Origin of the sequence: Sporomusa sp. (assembly GCF_035561155.1) — a bacterium.
Classification (GTDB): Bacteria; Bacillota; Negativicutes; order Sporomusales; family Sporomusaceae; genus Sporomusa.
Genome location: NZ_DATMYD010000020.1, coordinates 14,908 through 38,295 on the forward strand (window position 1 = coordinate 14,908; position 23,388 = coordinate 38,295).

Consider the following 23,388-nt stretch of genomic DNA (forward strand, 5'->3'; position numbering starts at 1 on the left):
GAGATATAAAAAGGAAGGGATAAAAATCTTCCTTTTTATATTTTTACGGTTAAATTGGCGGTAAAAAATTGTTGACAAGATCTGTTATAATAATGATATATTTCGATACTTATCGAAATATATCATTATTATTCGAGAGTTAAAAAGTGGATATGATAAAATGGAAAATTATGCAGGGCGAATTGTGTTTCGAGTGGTATGCCCAGGGGTATTTATTGACTAGAACAGAAAAATTCGCTAAACGAAATCTATCGAAATGTAATATAATGAGCTAGGGGTTGTATAATGGACACGAAAAAAATGGCGAAGATATTTAAGGCCCTTTCAAATCCCAATAGACTGGAACTATATTTAAAAATTGCCGAGGCACACGAAGCCAGCTTTCAAACTGGCTGTGAATGTTTTGTTACAGATATCATTGATTGTTTGAATATTGGTGCGCCAACAATTTCGCATCATATAAAAGAGCTGGCTAATGCTGAGTTGATCACTACTGAAAAACGAGGGAAATTTTTAATATGTAGGATAAATGAAAAACTAGTTGCTGAGGTATGCAAGCATTTAGCATTAAAGCATCCGCCCCAATAACCTCTTTTGTCTATCTGACAAATGACAAACTGAAAAAGTCCGAAAAAGGAGTAAACATCATGAGCAATCAAGGTATTCAAAGCACCGGACCAGCAGCTAGGTATATAATTAAAGGGCATCTTGTAAGGAATGTTTACCATGAATTCCAGGAACAACAAACTCGTGGTCAGCGTGTAGCTGATTACGTAGCAAGGGTAGTCGGCAGTTGGCCGTTTATTATTTGGCAAAGTGTTATGATAACAATTTGGATAGGGTTCAATACTTATTTGGCATATATGAAAGTCTTCGACCCCAGCTATTTTAACACATGGGATCCGTATCCATTTATTTTACTTAACCTTGTGTTAAGCTTCCAGGCCGCTTACACAGGCCCCGTAGTAATGATGAGTCAAAACAGGCAGGCCGAAAAAGATCGATTAATGGCAGAACAAGATTACCAGATTAATAAAAAAGCAGAAGATGAAATCAAGGTTATCATGGCGCATTTAGTACATCAAGATGAATTTATGAATAAATTAATGTCCCGATTAGATGAGCTGAGAAAATGTTATGAAAGTGAGCAAAAGGCACAAAGCCCAAGCGCTGCGAACAGTTAGAGTATTGCTGAGTATCCCCAATAGCAGGATTTAAGCAGTATGAAACTTTAGATTTATGCAAGGAGATATAACATGGAAAATAGCCAAGAAGCAAAAAAATCATGGAAAGAAAACATAGGTACGTTTATTGCTGTTACAACATTAGTTTTGGCGGTATGTGCATCATTAGCTGCATTCAAAGCAGCTGGATATGGCAATAAAATGGTGCTGGCGCAAAACCAGGCATCTGACCAATGGTCATATTATCAGGCAAAAAGTATTAAAGAGACAACTTATCAGGTTCAGCGTGATACAATAGCTCTAGCCGCTCAGGAATCAGGTAAATCTGAGCTTTACAAAAATAAGCTGGCTGAATATGACGAAGGAATTTCCCGATACAAAAATGAAAAGGATCAAATTGCAGATAACGCTAAGCGCTTGGAGAAAGAGCGCGATACCGCCCAGCATTTTAATGGCAATTTTGGTCAAGCTTTGGTTTTCCTACAAATAGGCATCTTATTTTCTTCTTTGGCTTCGATAAATAAGGCTCATATCTATTGGTATATGGGGCTTTTTACTGGAGGCATCGGTATCGCAATATTTTTGTATACATTTGTGGGAACTATGGCTTAGCGAAGGTGCGCTCATACCGTTTTATAGCGGAATTATTAAGAATGAGTTTGGGATAAGTGTTCGAAATAAAGAGCCATAATTCGCGTTGCGCGAGTTATGGCTCTTTTTTTGAAGCTATTTTTAAACGTGAAAAGTTCTCTTGGTTTGTCTGTACCTTTGTTATTGCACTAAGCGTTTGCAATAGTATACCGACAAGCTTGTAGTTATAAAGTTTGTAAAGAACCATTAAAGTAATAGGTGCGAACGAAGTGTTTTTTCCTGAATTGGAGGCTATACTATCTAACTAGAGTATTGACAAGAACATCAAAATAAACTAAAATCAATTCGATAGTTATCGAAACGTAAAATAATTGACTTAAGGGGCTCCAAAATAGCTACTAAAAAAAGAAAAATATCAGGTACGCAAACTCACTCTGGATACCAAGCAGATATATGTGAGGCCTATATAAACTATTAAATTTAGGAGAAATGAAAATGAAAATTTTTTATTTTACGGCCACAGGAAATAGCTTGTACGTTGCCAAAAGAATCGGTGGAGAACTATACTCAATTCCTCAGATGTTAAAGAAAGGGAAGAGTAAATTTGAGGATGAAGCGATCGGGCTTGTATTCCCCTGTTATGCATTTGGACTCCCGAGGATCGTAATAGACTTTTTACAAAAGTCAAAACTCAAGGCCAAGTACTTCTTTGCAATTATGACGTATGGCAATATGGCAGCATCCGGATTGAGACACTTGGAAGAAGTCGGGAGCAAAGCGGGTATTCAGTTCAACTATACAAATGAAGTACTAATGATTGATAATTATCTGCCTTTGTTTAAGATAGAAGACCAGCTAAAAAAAGAGAGCTCGAAAAAAATTGAAGAAAAGCTGGACCAAATAGTAAGTGATATTTCAAACAGACAAAAGAAGCTTACAAGAAAAGGCTTTGCGTCAGATGTCTTCTCTAAACCTATCTATAACCTCAACTCAAAATTTCAGTACGATACTGGGGATAAGCGGCTTATTGTTCAAGACAATTGTAACAGCTGCAAAATATGTGAGAAGGTTTGTCCCAGAAACAATATTAAACTTGAAAGAAAACCTGAATTTTTGCATAAATGTGAAGGATGCTATGCATGCATACACCATTGCCCCCAAAATGCAATACATTTGAAATTTGAGAGAAGCAAAGCCAGGTTTATTAACCAGAACGTGAAACTAAAGGAAATAATCGATTCAAATAATCAGGGTATTTCTTAACCATGTTTACTATATTGAGAGACTTTATAAAAGATAATTCCAAAAGAAAACCAGAGAGGCCAATTCCTCTAGAACCTATAGATACTTCAACCATACAAGCTACTAAACAAGGAAAAATTATCTGGTTTGGTCACTCTACTGTATTATTGGAGATTGAAGGAAAACGACTATTGTTAGACCCTATATTCTCCAATTATCCTTCTCCATTTCCGCTGTTCGGAGGTAAACGTTTTAGCAAAGTATTACCCGTCGAACCGAAGAATCTACCACCAATCGATTTTGTTATTCTGTCGCACGATCATTATGACCATTTGGATTATAATTCTATTATGCAACTTAAGGACAAAACCAGTCTGTTCTGCGTTCCCTTTGGTGTAGGGAAACGTTTAGAAAAATGGGGAGTCGATCAAGGCAAGATAAGAGAATTTGACTGGTGGAATGAAGTGTCTATTGCTGGACTGACGCTGGCTTGCACTCCTGCAAGGCATTTTTCAGGCAGAACACTATTTGATCGTAACACAACTCTGTGGTGCTCGTGGGTAATTACAGGCCAACAAACAAGAGTCTTCTTTAGTGGCGATGGCGGCTATGGTCCTCACTTTGAACAAATTGGCAAAAAGTATGGGCCCTTTGATTTGACGTTAATGGAGTGCGGTCAATACGATGAACGATGGTCTACTATTCATATGATGCCGGAAGAAACAGTACAAGCTCATATCGATGTTAAGGGTAATATTATGATCCCTATACATTGGGCGGCCTTTAGTTTGGCTTTTCATGATTGGACAGACCCGATTGAGCGTGTAACAAAAGCGGCAAAGGGACGAAATATAAGTATTTCTACCCCGAAAATTGGAGAACCTGTCATTATTGGTTCTGCAGAGTACCCTGCCTCCATTTGGTGGATGTCATAAAATGTTTGCTGCGGTGAACTGACTGTTTTTAAGAAATAGGAGATCGCTATTTACCTGGAGATAGGTAAATAGCGATCTTTTGCTTTGCGCTAAGAGCAGGAACCGTATCAGCCCCCTTTGCTTTTCAACTAGAATTGTATAATATTTATGTGCGTTTCTGGTAAATAATAATAATCAATAGGGCGGGCTGAACTTTGTTAAATTAAATGTTATAAACAAAGAAAGGACGAAATATGAAAGAGAAACATCATTGCAAGACTAAGATGAATTTTAAGAAGATCGCAGCTGCAATCGGTAGTGCCGTTGTTATTGCGGCTGCAGCTATTCCTGGCATGGCTGCAGTTGTGACATCGCCTGACGCTAATTCGCCAGCAGCCCCGGTGGCTACGCAAGAAGCGCCGCCGCTACAAACTAACCAGCTTGCGGAAAGCAGCCCACCGGAAGAAGCCGGAGCAAAACAGGTTCTAACTGTAACTGCGACCGCGTACGCACCAGGACCCCATGACAACGATCAATGGGGCAATAAGACTCGCTTGGGGACGCAAATTAGGCCTGGGGTAATCGCAGTCGATCCCCGAGTGATTCCACTCGGTTCACAGGTAATGATAAAGTATCCTGATGGAACAAAGGAGTACGCGGTAGCAGAAGACACAGGCGGAGCTATAAAGGGCCACCGCATCGATGTTGCAAAATGGACAGTAAAAGAAGCAAGTCGGTTCGGTATTAAACCGGTTAAGGTGTATGTTTTAAATACTCCGCAGGATAAAAGCGAGAATCAAGCATAGCTGCTATTGATTTTGTAAGCCATTACCAAGCCTAAGGCCTGTGATTTTTTTTGCGGCAGTAATGTTGGGCCCTAGATCAATTAAATCAAAAAAAATGCAAATAGTTATGCTGTTGTAGGAAAAATTAATTGATACAACCTTTTGAGTTACAGGTGATCAGATGAAGAGAATTCCAACTTTCGAAGAGACGTATACCTTACAATCAGCAGCTGACGCAGCAGGCCGTGATTTCTGGTTTAATAGCGTGGTTTTTACTTATCAGTGGTGGTTGCTGGTGGCCATAACCATTATTCCCTTCCTAGTCTGGTGGAAAATTGTTGACCGCAGAAGATTTTTCGAAATCACAACCTATGGCCTGCTAATAGCATTGTTTTCCGGCTTACTCGATGCTATCGGTGTGGAAATGGATGCTTGGGAATATAAGTACGACCTGGTCCCTTTGCTGGATGTCTTCATTGCATATGATATATCGGTTTTACCAGTCAGTTATATGGTTATATATCAGTATTGCCAAACGTGGCGGTCATTTGCTATTGCTCATGTCATAGTTTCATTTCTATTTGCCTTTGTTTCGGAACCGCTTCTTGTTTACTTAGACATATACCAACTTATTGAATGGAAACACATATATTCCGTTCCCGGATACTTTTTCCTCGCTATATTTCTCCGGTGGGTAATGGGAAAATTGATTAAAAAGAGCCAATCGCTGTAAGGAAAAAGGAAAATGGTTAGGCGTTATAATAGCAGCGGTGCATGTCCACAAAAGTAACAAAATAGTTCAAGGAAAGTATATCTAATATAACGAACTAAGAGCCATAGTTAATTTTTTGATAACTATGGCTCTAGTTTATTAATATAAAAGAAGTAGAGTTAGATTTGTGTTTTTTTATCTTTTGGCGCTAGGCCTCATAGAGCTGTATGAGGTTACCGCAAGTATCATCAAATATGGCAATGGTTGTCACTCCCACTTTTGTTGGTTGCATACTAAATACTACACCGAGTTTTTCCATTCTTTCATACTCTTTTTGAATATCCTCGACAGCAAATGCCGTTAAAGGTATACCTTGTTCAAAAATGGCTTTTTGGAATTTTTTCGCAGCCGGGTTGTCATTTGGCTCAAGAACTAATTCAATATCGTCCGGCCCTTCGGGTGATACAACTGTTAACCATTTAAAATTCCCTATCGGCATGTCGTGTTTTTTGACAAAGCCTAAAACCTCCGTATAAAACGTAAGGGCCTTGTCCTGGTCATCTACAAATACACTGTTTAGTTTAATCTTCATAGCCTGTTTCACCTCATAATTTTATAAAAATAGGTTATTATTATATCCAGTACCTGTATTGCTAAGCCATCCATCTGCCCTCCTTAGCCTAAAATGCATGGCTGGTTCGTTGCAATAATCGCAAGGAATGAGGCTGGATGAACGGGAAGGGTTAATGGAGGTAGCGGCGTTGTATAAATACTGAAGTAAGGTCAGATTTTGGCAATTAAAAACTAAGGAGTGAAGCAAGTGGCTGTTAATGCTTATATTAATTTTAATGGAAACTGTCGTGAAGCGGTAGAGTTTTATGCACAGGTTTTTGGAACAGAAAAACCACAAATTATGACCTTCGGAGATATGCCACCTGACCCTAAATTTGTTCTTCCAGAGGAAGCAAAAAAATTAGTAATGCACACACGGCTTAAGATTAATGGAAGCAATGTGATGTTTTCTGATGTTTTTCCTGGTATGCCTTTTATTGCAGGAAACAACATAAGCCTTACAATAGTCAGTAACAACATAGATGAAATTATATCTTTGTTTAATAAGCTGAAAGACGGCGGCACTATAGTCATGGACCTTCAAGAAACATTCTGGAGCAAATGCTACAGCAATGTAACAGATAAGTTTGGCATTCAATGGCAATTTAGCCATGACAGTGGGCAAGAAGAGATGTGATTTTGTCGGCACGGTGCCAGATGTAAGTTTGGAATTTCACACCCGAATGAAAATCCCGCTAGTTGATATACAACTAGCGGGATTTTTCTAGGCTTGATTAGTCTTTATCTTCTGCGCTACAGTATGATTATTTAGTCCTTGCGGTTTGCTAGTTTTTATAAGTGGCAACCATTTACGGCAGGAGTCAACGAGGATAATCGCTACTAATATCAGTAAGATAATAGACAGTATCCCGTTAATGTAGCCTAAAGTGTCATTGCGCTGGAGGAAGAGACCTACGTTCAAAAAACCAGCGATAAATACAGTTACAGTTAAGAACGCTAGGGGAACTGCAGTTATCAAAGCATAAGTTTTCTTTTTTCCTACCTTTAAAATGATGGTTGTGCCAATAGCCAGTGAGGCCACGGCCATAAGCTGATTAGCGACTCCGAACATTGGCCAGATGGAGGCTACATCACCACTGAATAACAGGTAGCCCCAGGAAAAGGAGATCAGAGTACTGGTAATTAGGATGCCAGGCCACCAATTGACATTTTTAAACGGGGCGTAAATATAGGTGCCGAAAAAGTCCTGCAGAATATAACGGCCTACACGGGTAAAAGCGTCGATGGTTGTTAAGATGAACAAGGCCTCAAACATAATGGAGAATTGATACCAGTAGTTCATCAAATGTTTCATGCCGCCAATACTGGAGAAGATATGAGCCATGCCGACAGCCAGTGATACCGCGCCGCCCGGTCTGTGAGCTACGTCCATACCAACCAGTTCGGATAATTGCTTAAGCTCTACGGTCGGTATATTAAGCTTACTGAAGGCAGCCGCAGAGGTATTTATTGCAAAGTAATCGCCTGGTGCAAGAACTACGGCGGCGATGAGTGCCATAACGGCTACAATCGCTTCCACCATCATTCCGCCATATGCGATCATTCTGGCATCTGTTTCTTGTTCCATCATTTTAGGTGTAGTGCCAGAGCTAATTAGTGAGTGGGCACCGGAGATTGCACCGCAGGCAATAGTGATACATACATACGGCCATACCGGGCCGGGAATAATCGGACCGCCGCCATTAACAAAAGTAGTTGTAAAAGGCATGCTGATATCGGGATGAACAATAAGAATACCAAGGGCCAGAGCCGTAACAGTACCAATTTTCATATAGGAACTTAAATAATCGCGGGGTGCTAATAACAACCACACTGGGAGAACTGCAGCAATAAACCCATAAAGCGGCAAAGCGACAGAAAGTTGTTCTTTAGTTAAAGTAAAAATCCCGGCCCAGGATGAAGATGCCAGCCAGTTACCGGAGAAGACGGCGAAAAGTACCATGAGAAATCCGGCAATTGAGCCTGAACGAATCGAACCGGGAGAGAGTTTAAACATATACAAGCCGATTATAATTGCTATCGGAATAGTCATAAACAATGTATAGGTTCCCCAGGGATTTTGGTATAAGGCGTTAACAACAACAATTCCTAAGCCGGCCAGAGCGACAATTACGACAAAGATCACCGCGAAGGAGGTTGCCAAACCTGTTACGGGTCCGACTTCTTTCTTTGCAATAGTTACCATTGATTCGCCCTTATGGCGCAGCGAAGCGAAGAGGATAATCAAATCCTGTACACCCCCGGCGAAAACTGAGGCCAGCAAAATCCACATGTAAGCAGGTCCCCAACCGAATTGTGCGGCAAGAATAGGGCCGACCAAAGGGCCAGGCCCGGCAATGGCTGCGAAATGGTGACCGAATACTACCCATCTATTGGTGGGTACAAACTCCCGACCATCCTGATATTTAAGTGCTGGCGTTACATTCGCATCACTTAGTGTTAAAACTTTGGCAGAGATGAAGGCAGAATAGTAACGGTAAGCTAAGAGACAAAAACATACGGCTACGACAATTAGTGTGACTGAATTCATAATTATGCTCCCTCATTTTAAAGATACTATTATAGTAACATTATGATAAACTATTACGGGAGACATAACAAATTTCATAAACACGAGTATTCAGGGAATAAACAAGGTATCGGCTGATTTTGTAAAGTTTACAGTTGAATTGCGCTATTTTTCACTAATTCCTGTCCCTGTGCGTTTCATGACTGCCAGGTTGCAATTGACTTATGTCATTTAAGCGATCTGGCAGTCTTTTCTATTTTTGTTTCTGGTCTTATTCTGTAAAAGACTTTATCTCAAAATAGGACGTTATTCCTAGATGTTAAATAGAGGATAATTCATTATTATATCGAATCTCTTATTCTACAAATTTCGACAAATATTTCAAAATGTTTGCTGTGAAATATTCGAAATACCAGGCAATTAAGTTAATATAATGAGTAATTGGGAGGAAAAACATGAACGTAAAATGGTTTAATAATCTAAGGCTATCTTCCAAGATTTTGTGTTTAGTCGCTGTTATGGAGGTTTTTCTCGGTATTATTGGGTATTTTGGATACTATAACAATGAAAAGGCAAATCAAAGCATATCCGAAATGTATCAACAAAGGCTTTTGTCGGTGGAATGGCTTAATGATAATCGCAATCAGGCTAGAGCTATTCAGGCCGATATTTATGAATTAATGCTTACAAATAATGATAATCGTAATAGTCAATTGAAGGCTGATATTGAAAAAAGAATAACAATATTTAATGATAATTTAACTAAATATGAAAAGACTAAACTAGATACAGAATCGACCAAATTGCTTGCTCAAACCAAAGAAGAATTGGTGAAATACCGCGATACACGCAAAATTGTACTTGAGTTGGCTATGCAAAATAAAAATGCTGAGGCTTATCAGTATTATGTGGCCAATGTGGCCGGACCTGCTGAAAAATTTAATGTATACTTGCGCGATTTAGCAGACTATAATGTAAAACTAGCTGATGAAATGAACAAAAGGAGCGAACAAGAATTTGAGACCACTAAAAAAACATTAATTAGTATTATTCTGGGATCAATGTTGGTTGCATTAGGTTTAGGTTGGTTGTTGGCTAACAATATTACCAAACCGTTAAAACTGGAAGCCGATCATCTTGCTAAATTGGCAGATGGTGATTTTTCTATTGATGTAGCACATGAGTTCTTAACCCGTAATGACGAAATTGGCGGTATGGCGACCGCCATTGATCATCTTAACAAGAATACGCGCCAACTTATTCGTCAAATTGCTACTTCTGCCGAACATGTAGCAGCATCAAGCCAAGAGCTTACTGCCAGCGCACAACAGTCAGCAGAGGCGGCTAGCAGTGTAGCAGAAGCAGTAACTGATGTAGCCGCTGGTACTGAACAGGCTAAACAAGCTGTGGAACAAGTACATATTGCTCTCGCTAATTTGGATAAAAAAGTTCAGCATGTCAAAACAGATGTAGAAAATGTAACCAAACTGGCGGATAGCGCGAATGAATCTACGACTAAAGGAAAGAAAATTATCGATAATGCAGTCAGCCAAATGAACAGTGTTAGTGAAACTGCTGGTAAAGTAGACCGAGCCGTAAATAAGTTAGCAGCCAGTTCCCAAAAAATCAGTGAGATTGTTGGTATGATTTCTGGTATTGCCGGACAAACCAATTTACTAGCGCTAAATGCTGCTATCGAAGCGGCGCGAGCTGGTGAACAAGGGCGTGGCTTTGCGGTGGTGGCAGAAGAAGTTAGAAAGCTTGCAGAACAATCGCAGCAAGCAGCGACTCAGATTATCAGCTTAATAAATGATAATAACACTGACATTAACGATGCAGTAGCATCCATGCAGGAATCGAACCGGAACATTTCAACAGGGGTGAACAGTGTAAATGTTGCTGGTAAGGAATTTGAAACAATTGCTGAAGTGGTTGCAAAAGTGGCTAAGCTGGCAACAAACGTCGTAACAGCAGTAGAATCTGTTGCAGAGAGTAATTCTGAAATCGTTAAGGCTTCGGACAAGATTGACCGGGTAGTTTCCGATACTACCGCCAATGCCCAGACTGTTTCAGCAGCGACAGAAGAACAATCTGCATCAATGCAGGAGATTGCCTCATCAAGTCAGGTTTTGGCCAATTTGGCACAAGATTTACAGAATGCTATGAGTAGTTTTAGAGTTTAAGTTCTTCGGAGATTTTTCGATCCAGAGTTCAAAAAGTAAAAGCACTATTTGACTTTTTAAAAAAGCAAATAGTGCTTTTTGCATGTAATTTTCGATTCTTCTTCTGTACGAAATCTGCTGGCTAATACACCCTTTAAGGGGGAGCGCTTCTTGTAATTTCGTTAAAATTATCACGCTTCAAATGTTAGCGGAATACCCTACTAGTAAATAGAAACTTTTTATTTCTTCAAGGCGGATGGTGAAATATGGTTAAAATTGGTTTGGTAGGCTGTGGCACCTGGGGATTTAATTATATCAACACTTTATGTTCTATACCGGAAGTAGAGCTTCAAATTATATGCGATATAAAAGAAGAATCTTTGCAAAAGGTCAGAGAAACTTACCCCAGTATAAGAACAACCACCGACTACCGTGAACTCTTAAATGATGACCATTTGGACGGTGTTATTATTGCAACACCACCTCATAGCCACTTTTCTATCGCAGCAGAATTTTTATCGCAAAACAAGGCAGTGCTGGTGGAAAAACCGTGCACTCTTTCCTACCATAAAGCAGATACCCTAACAAAGCTGGCTGAGAAGAATAATACCATTTTAATGGTGGGGCATTTAATGGAATATCACCCGGTAGTTTTCAAAATGCAAGATCATATTAGTCAGGGACGGCTGGGGCAGTTGAGGTATATTTTACTGGAACGTACCAGCCTTGGGAAAATTCTCAAAGATGTTAGTGTGCACTGGGATCTTACTGTGCATGATCTTTCCATGGTTAGATACCTGGTTAACAGAAATCCGAGATGGGTATCTGCACATGGAGTAAGCTATCAGCAACAAAATATTTATGACCTAGTTATCATTACTATGGAATTTCCTGATGATTTGCTTGTACAAATTTATGCAAACTGGATCAGTCCAATTAAAAAACGACAGGCGGAATTTTCGGGAGATCAGATGACAATGGTCTTTGATGATGTCAAAGATAACGATAAGTTACAGCTAATATCTAAAAACGGCGAAATTAGTATCCTCAAGTTTGAAAAAAGTTTGCCATTAACCAACCAGTGTATACATTTTGTTGACTGTATAAAATCCAAGTTACCTCCCAGGACCGGGTCCGCAGATATTCTCTGGGTAATAAAGGCGACGGAGCTAGTGGAACAGTCACTGTTAAACAACGGAGCAAAACTTTGTTGGGATGGGAACGGTGAAACAAATGTTAAAGATTGAGGTTTATAACCAAGCTTATCAACAAGACTGGGATAATTTTGTCGGAGCCTCCCGGAACGGTACATTTATGCAGCAGCGAACTTTTCTAAACTATCACCCGCCGGGCCGGTTTGTTGATTGTTCCTTGATGGTTTATAACACCCACGGAAAATTAATTGCTGTAATACCAGCAGCTCAAAAAATGGTGGGCCAAAAAAAAGTGTTCTCCTCGTATCCTGGTGCTTCACACGGCGGAATCATTGTTGACCAAAAGTTTGGCACCTCCGAAGCAATGGCCCTGGTACCCTTATTAACTGAATACTGTAAGTCTAATAACTTTAACGCTATCGAAATCAAAATGATTCCTCGCATTTATCATTTTTGGCCTAGTGATGAAATAGACTTTGCCTTACGATATTACGGTTTTTCCATAGGCAGTTCCGAATTAGCCACGGCATTGCCTTTAAAAGAACTTGCTGAGCCTTCCAATCATTTGATCGAGAGTACACAAAGGAATATTCGTAAAGCGCAAAGACTCGGAGTTACCATCGAAGAAAGTAATGATTTAGCAACCTATTGGCGTATTCTTACAGATAATCTTAAACAAAAGCATAATGCAGAGCCCACCCATACCTTAGAGGAAATCCTTGATTTAACAAGTAGGTACCCCCAGTCAATAAAGCTCTTTGCCGCTTTCCTGCAAGGCGAAATGGTTAGCGGAGTAGTCGCATTTCTGCTTAACAGCCGTGTTATTAACTGTTTCTACATTGCCAGTAACAATAAATACCAGAACCTGCGCTCTGTTGAACTATTATTTTACGAATTAATTAGCTGGGGTATGGAAAAGGGCTATTATTACTTGGATTGGGGTATTTCCACTGAAGATAAGGGGTCAAGGATAAATCAGGGGCTCTTCGAATTTAAAGAAAAGTTCGGTGGGCGGGGCGTATTACGGGAAGTGTATCAGCTTAATTTATAGAGGTGATTTTGTGAAAGTACTTTTTATTGATGTGGATCACCAGTATTTACTGGGCTTACCTCCCGGTTTTGAAAAAAACGGGTGTGAAGTAAAGATATTAAAGGATATCGTAGAAGAAGAACTGGAGCAATTACTGGAGGAATATCATCCAGATCTTGTGGTAACTGCCGGATGGACTAAAATACACACAAATTCAAGACTTAAAATATTAGGGGAGATGGTGGAGAAATACCACTTAACGCATGCTTACTGGGCGACGGAGGATCCCCGCTGGACAGATGAATGGTCATTACCCTATATTAAAGCAACAAAGCCGGAATATATTTTTACAATTGACCGGGAATCAGTAGCCTTTTACAACCAGCTTGGCTTTAAGGCGTACTATTTGCCCTGGGCTTGTAATCCGGAGTTTCACCGGCCTGCCAAACCTATAGAAAAGTACAAATGCGATATCGCAGTTGTAGCTACCGCCGGGATAACCTGGAGTTCCTACCGCCGGGACAGCGCCCGGATATTATTAAAACCTCTGGTGGAAAGGGGCTATGATGTAGCCATTTGGGGTAAACGCTGGGATACTCTGGACCCGGATATTGTTGGATTTAGCGTAGATTCCCGGCACCTGCAGGGGAATTTATCGTATCTGGAAACAAACCATGTTTACAGTTCGGCTAAAATAATTCTCGGGTTTCAAAACGTAATCACAGAGCTAACCTCACGAACCTACGAGATTATGGGCGCACGGGGATTCCTCCTGGCACCGGCTACCAATGCCGTTTTAGAAAAGTTTACACCAGAAAAACATTTAGTCGTTACCCGCTCGGAAGATGAAACCCTACGCCTGGTAGATTATTACCTGAACCAGGACGAAAAGCGGCAGGAAATTGCGTTAGCGGGTCAGCAGGAAGTATATTCTTACCACAATACGTACAATGACAGGGCTGCACAAATCCTTGAGTTCACTGGTTTAAGGCAGGTTAAACCATGCAGAAAACCATAAAACAAACAGCCTGTTGTACCGGCATTTGTATTACCGGTCAAACAGATTGCACAGTAACGTTTCACCCGGCCCCACCCGATACCGGAATTGTCTTTATTCGGGAAGATTTGCCGGAGCAACCGGAAATTCCATGCCGGCCGGAATATGCACGGGTAGACGCCCGCTGGACTTCACTGGTTAACAACGATATACGCATCGACCATACTGAACACCTGCTGGCTGCCATTGCCGGACTGGGCCTGGATAATTTGAAGGTTAGCCTAAATAGCGCGTTTATCCCGGTGGTAAGCAGCTTCAGCAGCCGGGATTTTGTGCAAACCCTTTTAAAGGCAGAACTTGTCTTCCAGGATACACCCAAAAGATGTTTTAGCATACACGAACCGGTTTGCATCGCAAACCCATTTTTTCATCAAGAAAAGCGTTATGATCGGTTTTTGCTGGCCTTGCCCGCACCTGAGCTTACCCTCACATACCTGCTTGACTATCCGGATAAAGAAATTCCCACCCAGTTAGCTCATTTTACATTCGACGGTTCTTTAGATTTTGCTTCTGAACTGGCAACAGCAAGGTCATACATTATGGAAAGTGAATATGAAGCAGTTGTCAAATTAATTGGGAAAAATATTGAGGACTGTCTAGTCATATCAAAAGGTCCTCTAAATTTGCAATGGGATAACGAACCGGCAAGGCATAAGGTACTAGACCTGCTGGGTGACATTCATACCATAGGGCGACCCATAAAGGGTCACTTTATTGGCATTAGAACTGGACACAAAGACAATAATCAATTATGTCAGAAATTAAAGATGCAAATTAAGGAGGAGTTGCTTAAATGATTCCCCACGTGAAACTCCAGTTAGGCAAAGAAGAGGAAGATCGGGTGATAGAAGTTTTGCGCAGCGGTATGTTGGCAGCAGGCAGCTATGTTCAGGAGTTTGAAGATGAGTTTAAGCGGTATCACGATTCCCAGTATGGCATTGCTACTTCCTCAGGTACAACCGCACTACATGTTATCCTGCAGGCTATGGGTATCGGCGCTGGAGATAAGGTCATAACTACTCCTTACTCCTTTATAGCTACGTCTAATGCAATTTTATACACAGGGGCCACACCCGTTTTTGTTGATATCGATCCGGTAACATATAATCTTTCGCCCTCCGAACTGGATAACGCGGTGAAAGACCACCCTGAAGCCAAAGCTGTGATCGTAGTTCATCTTTTCGGGTTACCGGCAGATATGGATGAAATCTTAGAGATTGCAAACAAAAATAATCTCATCGTTCTGGAGGATTGTGCCCAGGCCCACGGAGCTATTTACCGCGACCAAAAGGTCGGTACTTTGGGCATAGCCTCGGCCTTTAGTTTTTATCCCAGCAAAAATATAACCTCCGGCGAAGGCGGTATGGTATTAACCGATGACCCAACGATCGAAGAGAAAGTAAGAATATTAGTTAATCAGGGCCAACGCCGGCGCTACTATCACGAAATGGTGGGATACAACTACCGAATGACCAATATTCATGCAGCGATTGGGCTAGAGCAGCTAAAAAAATTAGATCTATATAACAAAAAAAGAATAGAGAACGCAAAATTCTACAATGACCATATTTTAAACCCACGTATCCAAAAACCAGTGTCACCACCAGATAGAAAGCATGTTTATCATCAATATACCTTAAAAGTAAAAAATAGAGACGATTTTACAGCCTACCTGGATGCTAACGGTATCGGCTACGGCATCCACTACCCGTTAATAATGCCGGCACAGCCAGCATATAAAAATATAGCGACTTGCTCAGGTACCTGGCCGGTGGCAGAAGACTTGGCTGACTGCTGTGTTTCAATACCTGTTCACCCGGCCCTTTCCCAGAGTGACTTAACAACCATTGTAGAAGTAATTAATAATTACCGTTGAGGGGGCGTACCCGTGATTATTAGCGGCCATCAACCGAATTACCTACCATGGCTGGGATACTTTCATAAAATGATGTCCTGTGATTTGTTTGTCATCCTGGATGATGTGCTTCTTGCGAGAAGGGAAGTTACTAAAAAAAACAAAATAAAGGGTCCGGAGGGAGAACGATTATTAAGCGTACAGGTAAGTAGAAAAAAGAGTTTGATTAAAGATGCGGCTCTTCAAAACGATTTTCCATGGTATTTAAACCACTGGGGCTCATTACAAACTTGCTATGCACGTTCTCCCTATTTGGAGAAATACAAAAACTTATTTTTCCCTATTTATGAAAACCCAGGGGAACTTCTGGCTGACCTGAACCTACGGTTGATCCATGTTATGCGAGACATTTTAGAAATTAAGACGCCAATGATACGAGCTTCCGAAATACCTGGTATCGAAGGAAATAAAGGCGACCGTATCATTAGCCTATGTAAACAATGTAAAGCCGATATCTACCTTTCCGGTAACGGAGCCCGCGTCTATAATGACGAGGCGGCCTTTGCAAGAAACGACATTCGGCTGGTTTACCAGGAATTTGACCATCCTGTTTACCCACAGTTGTGGGGAGACTTCATGCCAAATTTGTCGGCAGTGGATTTGATATTTAACTGCGGTCCTAATAGCAAGGACTATCTTACCAAGCAGGTGATCATGTGAAAAAAGTAAATGTATTGATATCAGGTTCCGGGTCTCTTTATGGAGTAGCCGTCATTCAATCTTTACTGAGATCGGATTTACCCCTAAACCTGGTGGCCTGTGATATCAGCGCCCGCACCTTAGGTTTGTACTTGGCTCATCAGGCCTATATCGTACCACCTGCCCACCAGGAGGAACTATATTTAACTAGCTTGTTAAATATTATTGCCAAGGAAAATATACACGCCATTTTTGTTGCTTCCTCACATGAGCTTGCTTTTTATAGCCATAATAAGCTTGATATTGAAAAAAAGACCGGAGTCAAAGTGTTTACCAATTTACCCGAAACAATGAATATATGTAATGATAAATGGCTTACCGTAAACTTTCTTAAAGAAAATGGCTTTTATTTTCCTGTTACCATTCGCTATCCGGAAGATCAGGATAAAATCGATGAATTTATTAAGGAAGTGCAATTTCCCATCGTAATTAAACCGAGACAGGGTGCCGGATCACAGGGTTTGTACATCGTTAACCAATATGAGGATCTGCAACCCCTGCTCAAAAACAAGCAAGATATTATTCTTCAGCAATATTTACCGGAGGATTGCGGGGAATTTACGGTCGGTATTTGCACTGGGACCAACGGCAAGATTCTTTCCGGGATAACCTTAAAAAGATACTTGCAAGAAGGCATGACTATGTCAGCGGACTCAGATGATTTCACGGAGATCACAGATTACTGCAAAGAAGTGGCTCAGGTTCTAAAACCTTACGGCCCGTCCAATTTTCAATTGCGTCTTCTCAATGGTAAACCCTATATTTTCGAAATAAACCCTCGCTTTAGCAGTTCCACGGGAATGCGCGCTTTATTAGGCGTCAATGAGGCGGAAATCTTAATAAGAGCGGAAGTACTGGGCGAAGCAATTTGGCAACATAAAATTTTAAAATGCAGTGTAATTAGACAGTATACCGATTATCTTGTACCAACTGAGAAAATTAATTTGCTACAAAAGTAAATTAAGATATCGCGTCATAGGATTTGACAATATCATCTTCACCTGCCGCCGAAAGTCACAAAAAATCTTATGATAAAAAGAGTAGCTTATCACTTGAGCTACTTTTTTTATTTTAAAAAATTGTAATAACACCCGAATCCTTTTTGTGACATTCATTGACTAAGAATATAGAAAGGGTGATGATCATGAAATTGGAGTCCAATGTTTGTGGAATTATTGTACCTCATGCACCAACACTGCTTGAGGATGAACTTAACCATAAATCTTCTTCCATAATTACAGCCCTTCAGGATATTGGTAAGAGTCTGAAGCTATGGGGGGTAGAAGTTGTAGTTGCAGCTACTACTCATTGGCAGACAGAAAAATTCCTTGTAGATAACTCGTTGTTTCATAAAACGATAACCGATTATTACGGCTTTCGTCGAGAGATTAACTATGATGTCTCCGGGCATACTGCATTAGCCGATTTACTCCTGAAGGCCGGTGAAAGGAATTTAATCTTTCCCAGCGAGCAACCGTATGGTGTTGATCATGCGATTACTATTCCATTACACTTTATGTTTCCAGAGAGAGACATTCCTGTAATCCCCATTTCTGTGTCAGGCTCGCCGCTTTGTGCATTTAGATGGGGGCGAATATTAGGGCATACTTTGCGAGATTGGGGTGGCAAAGTACTATTTCTTGCCTCTGGTTCGTTGTCCCATGACCTTTCCAGCTTTATGACAGGTGAGGTATTGAGCGAATATGAAAAGTTTGATTCGATGGTGCTTAATTTGTTGTCAAAGGGAAAAGGGATGGAGGTGTTAAATATTAACCCTAAGCTAGTCGAGATAGCAAAACCAGAAGGGGCTTTTCGTGATCTATTTATGCTGCTAGGAGTAATGGGCTCAGGGACGCGTGGAAATATTCGGGCTTACGAAAAATTACCTGGCGTTGGTCTTGGTGTCATTGAATTCTTAAACTCAGGTTACACTGAAAAGGACGAAGAATTGATGAAAAAAACTCCATATATCGGAGTTTGTCATTAAACAAAGGAAGGATAGAACTATGACCGAGAGTATAAAGCCTGTAGATCAGGAGATTCTTCATTTATTTAACACAGGCAATCAAGAGAAAGCGCTGAAGCTATTTATAAATCAATATCAAACTAAGCTGTATTCATTGGCCTACCGGATGTTGGGAAATCATGATGATGCCATGGACGCATTACAAGAAATTCTGCTTCAGGTGCATCGTTCTTTAAGAAACTTTAAGGGACAATCCAGCTTGTATACGTGGGTCTATCGATTGAGCTCGAATGTTTGTTTGAATTTCCGTAATAAACGAAGTCGCACTAGCAATCAGATAGAATGGGATGAGAATGTACAAACAGCAATGCTACCGGTTGAACGCCCAAATGAAGACCCGGATAAGATGTGTGAATCAAAATATAATCAATTTCTAATTCAGCAAGCAATTATGAAATTACCGGAGACCCAGCGGGTACTGCTCGTTTTGCATGATCTTGAGGGTATTTCTATCCCTGAAGTTGCCAGTATTTTAAATATTAATCTTAACGCAGCCAAGTCAAGGCTTCATCGCGGCAGAACGGCGTTGCGCAAGATTATAAGTAAAGGTTTTGTGGTCAAAGGAATGGAGGGGGTCGGCGTTTTTTCCGTTGGAGATTCCGGTAGATTGATGTAATAAAAAAATGAATTTTACCCGTATCCTTTTTCGCAAAAGTATTGACTAAATTAATAAATAAACCAAAACACAGGAGGAACTAAGATGTCAAATCGTTACTATGAATTGAGCATGCTCGTGCTTCGGGTTGCTTTGGGAGCAATTTTTTTGGCTCATGGATTACAAAAGATTACTGGGTTTGAGGGTATCGTCAAATTTTTTGGTTCAATTGGCCTACCGCCAATCCTCGCGTATGTGGTGACTACCATTGAGACTTTGGGGGGCGCATGTCTGATCCTTGGACTTTTTACACGTACTGCGGCTACCGGAATATGTTTTGTGATGCTGGGTGCTATTTTTTCCGTTAAAGCTTCTAAAGGCTTTATTAATGGGTATGAATTTGAATTATCATTACTGGCCGCTGCAGTGGCGCTGATTCTTTCAGGAAGCAATACTCTAGCGTTAGGTAATCTATTTAGCTCATTAAAGGCAACTTCTGCAAAGAAAACTGCTTAATCATAAATTTAAAAATAAAGGGAGGCAATTTCATTGGCTAAACTTGGGGAAGTTTTTATCTGTGAACGTTGTGGAAACGAAGTGGTTGTGACTAAGGCTGGTGGTAACCCGGAAATTCATTGCTGTGGTCAGGCAATGAAAAAGAATAAATAAATAACAGAATGAAGCGGCGGGGTGGATTATTAAACCTCCCCGTCGCCTAATATTTTTGGGAGATGGAAAAAATGCATACGGGGTTTACGAAGGAGAACGCCTTTGTAGCGTTTTTGGCTGCTAATAAGGCGTGTGGAATTTGTCGAGATTGCTGCAAAAGTAGTTGTCATATTTATATATCAAGAGATATTTTGACACGACTATCCGAAACAGGTGATAAGCGGGTTAAAGATATACTGCCTTCCGATATTCTGGATGTTATTCGGGGATTACCAACTGAAAACGGCAGAGTGGATAAATTTAAAGCTCTTGCCGCATTTGATACAGTTAGCAAAATTTGCGATAATTGTGCTCCCGATAAACATGGTGCATTCTGCGGAATAAATATTACATTAACTGCTTTAGGAACCTTGCTATACGGTTCTTCGTTTCAGACGGAAAAAGATAAGGTATAGCATCCGCGGTGACTGAATTACTAACATTGGGTAACGCCTAGTTGAATAAAATTTATTTTTATGTGCAAACTTAGCTTGAAAGGCGGTGATTGTACAATGGGTATGTATGATAGGAAAAGTCCATATATGCTATCAGAAGAACCCAAAACGCAAGCAGTTTGCACGTGCGGAAAGACTGGAAATCCCCCATACTGCGATGGGTCACACCAGGGAACTGGTAAAGAGCCAGCAATAATACAAATGGAAAAGGGTAAAACCGTGGCCATTTGTGGGTGCGGTAATTCTGGAAATATTCCTTATTGTGATGGTAGCTGCAGTCGATAGGCAGCCCTCTTCCATTAGTAGGCGAGTAAAAAGGCAACATGGTTTTTACTGATAACAGATAGTGGCATAACCCCTTGGGAACAAGGGTTATGCCACTATGTTTTTACAACGGAATTGTAGCTATTATATTGTTTAGAGACCAGGTAAGCCAAATCTGTGATGATTATGACATACTGTTTATTGATGACGAAGTAATGGCAGGTGGAATAAGTAAGTGCTGTTGACAGGATAGTGCATTGATTATATAATAAATCCATTATATGGAATGTGAGGGATGCTTAAATGTGTAACATGTTCTTGCCAGAAAAACTGATCAAGTTTAGGTTGCAAACTCAGCAAGAGCATGAATCCCCCAACCCTTAATGTATGGTTTTGTGGATCAGCCGCGCACTTGGTTTGCGCGGCTTTATTATTTTTATGATAAGGAGTTTTATTATGTTGAAAATGTATGAGTTGGAAACCCAAGTTGCGACTGGCTGTTACGCGAAGAGAATTCCACCCCCGCAATCTGTAAGTAAAGTTAATTCCGACTACAATCTTTTCTAGCCGGAAGGATAACCTGCTTACACTAAATCATTGGGCATCCTTCTTGGCTCGAAAAGAGTAAAAAAGGAGAATTTTTTTGGATAGAAACAATGATTTAGGAATTAGGGACAAAACACTCTGGGGCTTGATTTTGGCGGTGGTCTTAATGATGGTCGGAGTAGGCATGGTCGTTGCTCTACTGCCGCAGCGAATCGTCGATTTGGATGGAAGTGGGCGGTCAGTTGGGTATATAGCGTCGGCCTTTGCCTTCTCCTATTTAGTACTCCAAGTTCCTATTGGCAGTTTGTCTGATAAGATAGGTTTCAAGCCGCTAATCATTTTTGGGTACTTGCTGTGTGTTCTTACCGGACTGGTGTTTTACTTTGCAACAAACTCGAATATGATATTTTTCGCCAGGCTTTTACAGGGGGCTGGCGAAGCACCGGTTTGGGCACTGGCGCCAGCGTTGCTATCACTACGATTTCCGTCTGCAAAGGGGAAAGTTATGGGGATATATAACGCAGCCATGCATATAGGCCTTACCTTAGGGCCTGTTTTGGGAGTAGCATTAGCAAAGGTATTAAACAGCAATGAAGTATTTCTGGTGTACTCTTTTGGATGTCTAGTGGGTGCGATTGTCATTTATCTTTTCGTGGATAACTCTCCTAAGAAGGAATTAGAGACAACGAGCCTGTTCGATATTCGAACTATATTCAAACTGATAAGACACCGGCAAACGTTGGTTTCTTTGCTGGGGATCACCTTATACGGAGCGGGTTACGGCATTCTTATCACCAATATCCCCACATTTATGTTAGAAGAAAAGAACTTCACCTCAGTTGATATCGGCGTGTTCTTTTCGTTGTTTTATGTAGCTATCAGCCTTTCACAAATCATTACCGGGCCATTATCAGATAGATTTGGCCGCAATAAATTTATGATTTTGGGGTTGCTTACCGTTACCGGTGGGTTCATTATTATGCCAGCTTTCAGTTTTCCGTTGATCTTATTGGTACTCACGGTTGCCAGTTTTGGAATGGGCGTTTTTTATCTTGCATCAATGGCATTCCTGTATGAGATTGTACCTGATTCTTTAAAGGGGACGATTTCAGGGGCATATTATCTTTTTTGGGGCAGCGGTTATTTTTTTGGTCCCTTGATAATAACTCAGGTAGCCGATTCCATTAATTTTCAGGCAGCGATGATCAGTTATTCATTTCTTGTACTGCTGGTCGCCTTTGGGATGATTATGACACTGGAGTGGAAAAACGTCGTTGGAGGGTCCCCGCACTCACGGCAAGAATGAATTTATTGAAGGAAATATGTTAAAGTTTTGAAGCGTTAAAGGTATAAGCATATTGCTTATACCTTTTTCTATATACTAAAACCGATTATATAAAGGGGGGTTTAGATAATGATTAAACAGATAAAGAAACTGAAACGGGGGTGTGGCCATGCGACTGTTTGTTGGTATTGAGTTTCCGGGAGAGATAGTAGATGAACTGTTGAAAGTGCAAAATCAGATCCGTAGTCATGCGAAACGCGGGCGGTTTGTGACAAGAGAAAATTTACACCTTACTCTTCAATTTTTGGGTGAGGTACCTTCACAAGAGATTGGGCCGGTCGTGGAAGCTTTACGCAAGACGGCCCAATCTCATAGTGCATTTTCAATGACACTAAAAAAGGTCGGAGATTTCAGAAACGGTCATACATCCCGCGTGATTTGGGTGGGAATCGATGGTGATATGCGAAACCTGACTTGCATGCAAAAAGATCTTTCCGTTTCTTTGGCTCCGTTGGGATTTCTACCGGAAAAAAGGCCATATCAACCGCACATTACCTTGGGGCGGGATGTGGAATTTATCGGAGAAGCATCTTTTGAAAAATACATCGACACCATGGAAAAATTATCCTTTCTAGTGAGCCGGTTTTCGCTGATAGAGAGTAAAATGGAAAATGGGAAGTTGATGTATCATTCGCTGTATTCGTTTCCACTTGTGAATTTTCTGTAGACAATCTCCCTGGTCGAGGATATTATAGGTGTAGCAATTGAAGACGTCTTTGCGATGAAATTTGTCATGAGTGTATTAAAAAGAGACGCATAATAGCGATGCTTTAATGAAAGGGCATCATTACAAGGCTTGTACATTGGCGCAGTATTTGCATAACTTATATGATCTAAGCAATACGACAGGGAGGAGCGTGGC

The 23,388-nt window shown here is 40.7% G+C and carries 26 protein-coding genes; 24 read left to right on the forward strand and 2 right to left on the reverse strand.

What is annotated here, in order from left to right; genetic code table 11:
• The first annotated feature begins 285 nt into the window (after positions 1-285).
• The 7 genes from VN447_RS03210 to VN447_RS03240 all read left to right on the forward strand — a co-directional run bounded on the left by VN447_RS03210 (position 286) and on the right by VN447_RS03240 (position 5,449).
• On the forward strand, positions 286-588 hold the full coding sequence (locus tag VN447_RS03210) for a metalloregulator ArsR/SmtB family transcription factor (protein WP_325522747.1): 303 nt from the start codon (positions 286-288) through the stop codon (positions 586-588).
• A gap of 59 nt (positions 589-647) precedes the next feature.
• The gene (locus tag VN447_RS03215; protein ID WP_325522749.1) at positions 648-1,184 is read left to right on the forward strand and encodes a DUF1003 domain-containing protein; all 537 of its coding nucleotides are present in this window, start codon (positions 648-650) and stop codon (positions 1,182-1,184) included.
• 72 nt (positions 1,185-1,256) lie between these two features.
• The gene (locus tag VN447_RS03220) at positions 1,257-1,796 is read left to right on the forward strand and encodes a DUF4337 domain-containing protein (RefSeq protein WP_325522751.1); all 540 of its coding nucleotides are present in this window, start codon (positions 1,257-1,259) and stop codon (positions 1,794-1,796) included.
• Positions 1,797-2,270: 474 nt separating this feature from the next.
• Positions 2,271-3,038, forward strand: a complete 768-nt coding sequence (locus VN447_RS03225; RefSeq protein WP_325522753.1) for an EFR1 family ferrodoxin — start codon at positions 2,271-2,273, stop codon at positions 3,036-3,038.
• Between the two features lie 2 nt (positions 3,039-3,040).
• On the forward strand, positions 3,041-3,952 hold the full coding sequence (locus tag VN447_RS03230) for an MBL fold metallo-hydrolase (protein ID WP_325522755.1): 912 nt from the start codon (positions 3,041-3,043) through the stop codon (positions 3,950-3,952).
• A gap of 233 nt (positions 3,953-4,185) precedes the next feature.
• Entirely contained in the window at positions 4,186-4,737 is a 552-nt protein-coding gene (locus VN447_RS03235) for a 3D domain-containing protein (protein ID WP_325522757.1), read from the forward strand.
• Between the two features lie 160 nt (positions 4,738-4,897).
• Positions 4,898-5,449: a CBO0543 family protein gene (locus VN447_RS03240; RefSeq protein WP_325522759.1), complete on the forward strand. Its 552-nt coding sequence runs from the start codon at positions 4,898-4,900 to the stop codon at positions 5,447-5,449.
• 187 nt (positions 5,450-5,636) lie between these two features.
• Here the strand turns inward: VN447_RS03240 and VN447_RS03245 are convergent, their stop codons facing one another.
• A complete protein-coding gene (locus VN447_RS03245) occupies positions 5,637-6,020 on the reverse strand; it encodes a VOC family protein (protein ID WP_325522761.1) in 384 nt (127 codons plus the stop codon).
• A gap of 228 nt (positions 6,021-6,248) precedes the next feature.
• On the opposite strand from VN447_RS03245, the gene VN447_RS03250 reads away from it, so the two are divergent.
• The gene (locus VN447_RS03250) at positions 6,249-6,677 is read left to right on the forward strand and encodes a glyoxalase/bleomycin resistance/extradiol dioxygenase family protein (RefSeq protein WP_325522763.1); all 429 of its coding nucleotides are present in this window, start codon (positions 6,249-6,251) and stop codon (positions 6,675-6,677) included.
• 87 nt (positions 6,678-6,764) lie between these two features.
• Here the strand turns inward: VN447_RS03250 and VN447_RS03255 are convergent, their stop codons facing one another.
• Entirely contained in the window at positions 6,765-8,591 is a 1,827-nt protein-coding gene (locus VN447_RS03255) for a carbon starvation protein A (RefSeq protein ID WP_325522765.1), read from the reverse strand.
• A 434-nt stretch (positions 8,592-9,025) separates the two neighbouring features.
• Between VN447_RS03255 and VN447_RS03260 the strand changes: the two genes are divergently transcribed.
• The 16 genes from VN447_RS03260 (at position 9,026) to thpR (ending at position 23,193) form a co-directional block, all read left to right on the forward strand.
• A complete protein-coding gene (locus VN447_RS03260) occupies positions 9,026-10,753 on the forward strand; it encodes a methyl-accepting chemotaxis protein (RefSeq protein WP_325522767.1) in 1,728 nt (575 codons plus the stop codon).
• Between the two features lie 245 nt (positions 10,754-10,998).
• Positions 10,999-11,979, forward strand: coding sequence for a Gfo/Idh/MocA family oxidoreductase (locus VN447_RS03265; protein WP_325522769.1), 981 nt, complete (start codon positions 10,999-11,001; stop codon positions 11,977-11,979).
• Positions 11,966-12,937, forward strand: a complete 972-nt coding sequence (locus VN447_RS03270; RefSeq protein ID WP_325522806.1) for a GNAT family N-acetyltransferase — start codon at positions 11,966-11,968, stop codon at positions 12,935-12,937. The genes VN447_RS03265 and VN447_RS03270 overlap by 14 nt, the downstream gene beginning before the upstream one ends.
• Positions 12,938-12,947: 10 nt before the next feature.
• Positions 12,948-13,934, forward strand: coding sequence for a CgeB family protein (locus tag VN447_RS03275; RefSeq protein WP_325522772.1), 987 nt, complete (start codon positions 12,948-12,950; stop codon positions 13,932-13,934).
• Positions 13,919-14,770 carry a UDP-3-O-acyl-N-acetylglucosamine deacetylase gene (locus VN447_RS03280; RefSeq protein WP_325522773.1) on the forward strand — a complete coding sequence of 284 codons (852 nt, stop codon included), beginning with the start codon at positions 13,919-13,921 and terminating at the stop codon, positions 14,768-14,770. The genes VN447_RS03275 and VN447_RS03280 overlap by 16 nt, the downstream gene beginning before the upstream one ends.
• Entirely contained in the window at positions 14,767-15,849 is a 1,083-nt protein-coding gene (locus VN447_RS03285) for a DegT/DnrJ/EryC1/StrS family aminotransferase (protein ID WP_325522774.1), read from the forward strand. The genes VN447_RS03280 and VN447_RS03285 overlap by 4 nt, the downstream gene beginning before the upstream one ends.
• A 12-nt stretch (positions 15,850-15,861) precedes the next feature.
• A complete protein-coding gene (locus tag VN447_RS03290; protein WP_325522776.1) occupies positions 15,862-16,548 on the forward strand; it encodes a WbqC family protein in 687 nt (228 codons plus the stop codon).
• A complete protein-coding gene (locus tag VN447_RS03295) occupies positions 16,545-17,546 on the forward strand; it encodes an ATP-grasp domain-containing protein (protein ID WP_325522778.1) in 1,002 nt (333 codons plus the stop codon). The genes VN447_RS03290 and VN447_RS03295 overlap by 4 nt, the downstream gene beginning before the upstream one ends.
• A gap of 185 nt (positions 17,547-17,731) precedes the next feature.
• Positions 17,732-18,574 (forward strand): hypothetical protein, encoded by an 843-nt coding sequence (locus tag VN447_RS03300; RefSeq protein WP_325522780.1) that lies wholly within the window; start codon positions 17,732-17,734, stop codon positions 18,572-18,574.
• Between the two features lie 19 nt (positions 18,575-18,593).
• Entirely contained in the window at positions 18,594-19,229 is a 636-nt protein-coding gene (locus VN447_RS03305) for an RNA polymerase sigma factor (protein ID WP_325522782.1), read from the forward strand.
• A gap of 84 nt (positions 19,230-19,313) precedes the next feature.
• Positions 19,314-19,724 carry a DoxX family protein gene (locus tag VN447_RS03310; RefSeq protein ID WP_325522784.1) on the forward strand — a complete coding sequence of 137 codons (411 nt, stop codon included), beginning with the start codon at positions 19,314-19,316 and terminating at the stop codon, positions 19,722-19,724.
• A 33-nt stretch (positions 19,725-19,757) separates the two neighbouring features.
• Entirely contained in the window at positions 19,758-19,877 is a 120-nt protein-coding gene (locus tag VN447_RS03315) for a hypothetical protein (protein WP_325522786.1), read from the forward strand.
• A gap of 71 nt (positions 19,878-19,948) precedes the next feature.
• Entirely contained in the window at positions 19,949-20,332 is a 384-nt protein-coding gene (locus VN447_RS03320) for a hypothetical protein (protein WP_325522788.1), read from the forward strand.
• 126 nt (positions 20,333-20,458) lie between these two features.
• The gene (locus VN447_RS23245; protein ID WP_414714873.1) at positions 20,459-20,656 is read left to right on the forward strand and encodes a CDGSH iron-sulfur domain-containing protein; all 198 of its coding nucleotides are present in this window, start codon (positions 20,459-20,461) and stop codon (positions 20,654-20,656) included.
• A gap of 622 nt (positions 20,657-21,278) precedes the next feature.
• Entirely contained in the window at positions 21,279-22,487 is a 1,209-nt protein-coding gene (locus tag VN447_RS03325; protein WP_325522790.1) for an MFS transporter, read from the forward strand.
• 148 nt (positions 22,488-22,635) lie between these two features.
• On the forward strand, positions 22,636-23,193 hold the full coding sequence (thpR, locus tag VN447_RS03330; protein ID WP_325522792.1) for an RNA 2',3'-cyclic phosphodiesterase: 558 nt from the start codon (positions 22,636-22,638) through the stop codon (positions 23,191-23,193).
• Positions 23,194-23,388: the final 195 nt, after the last annotated feature.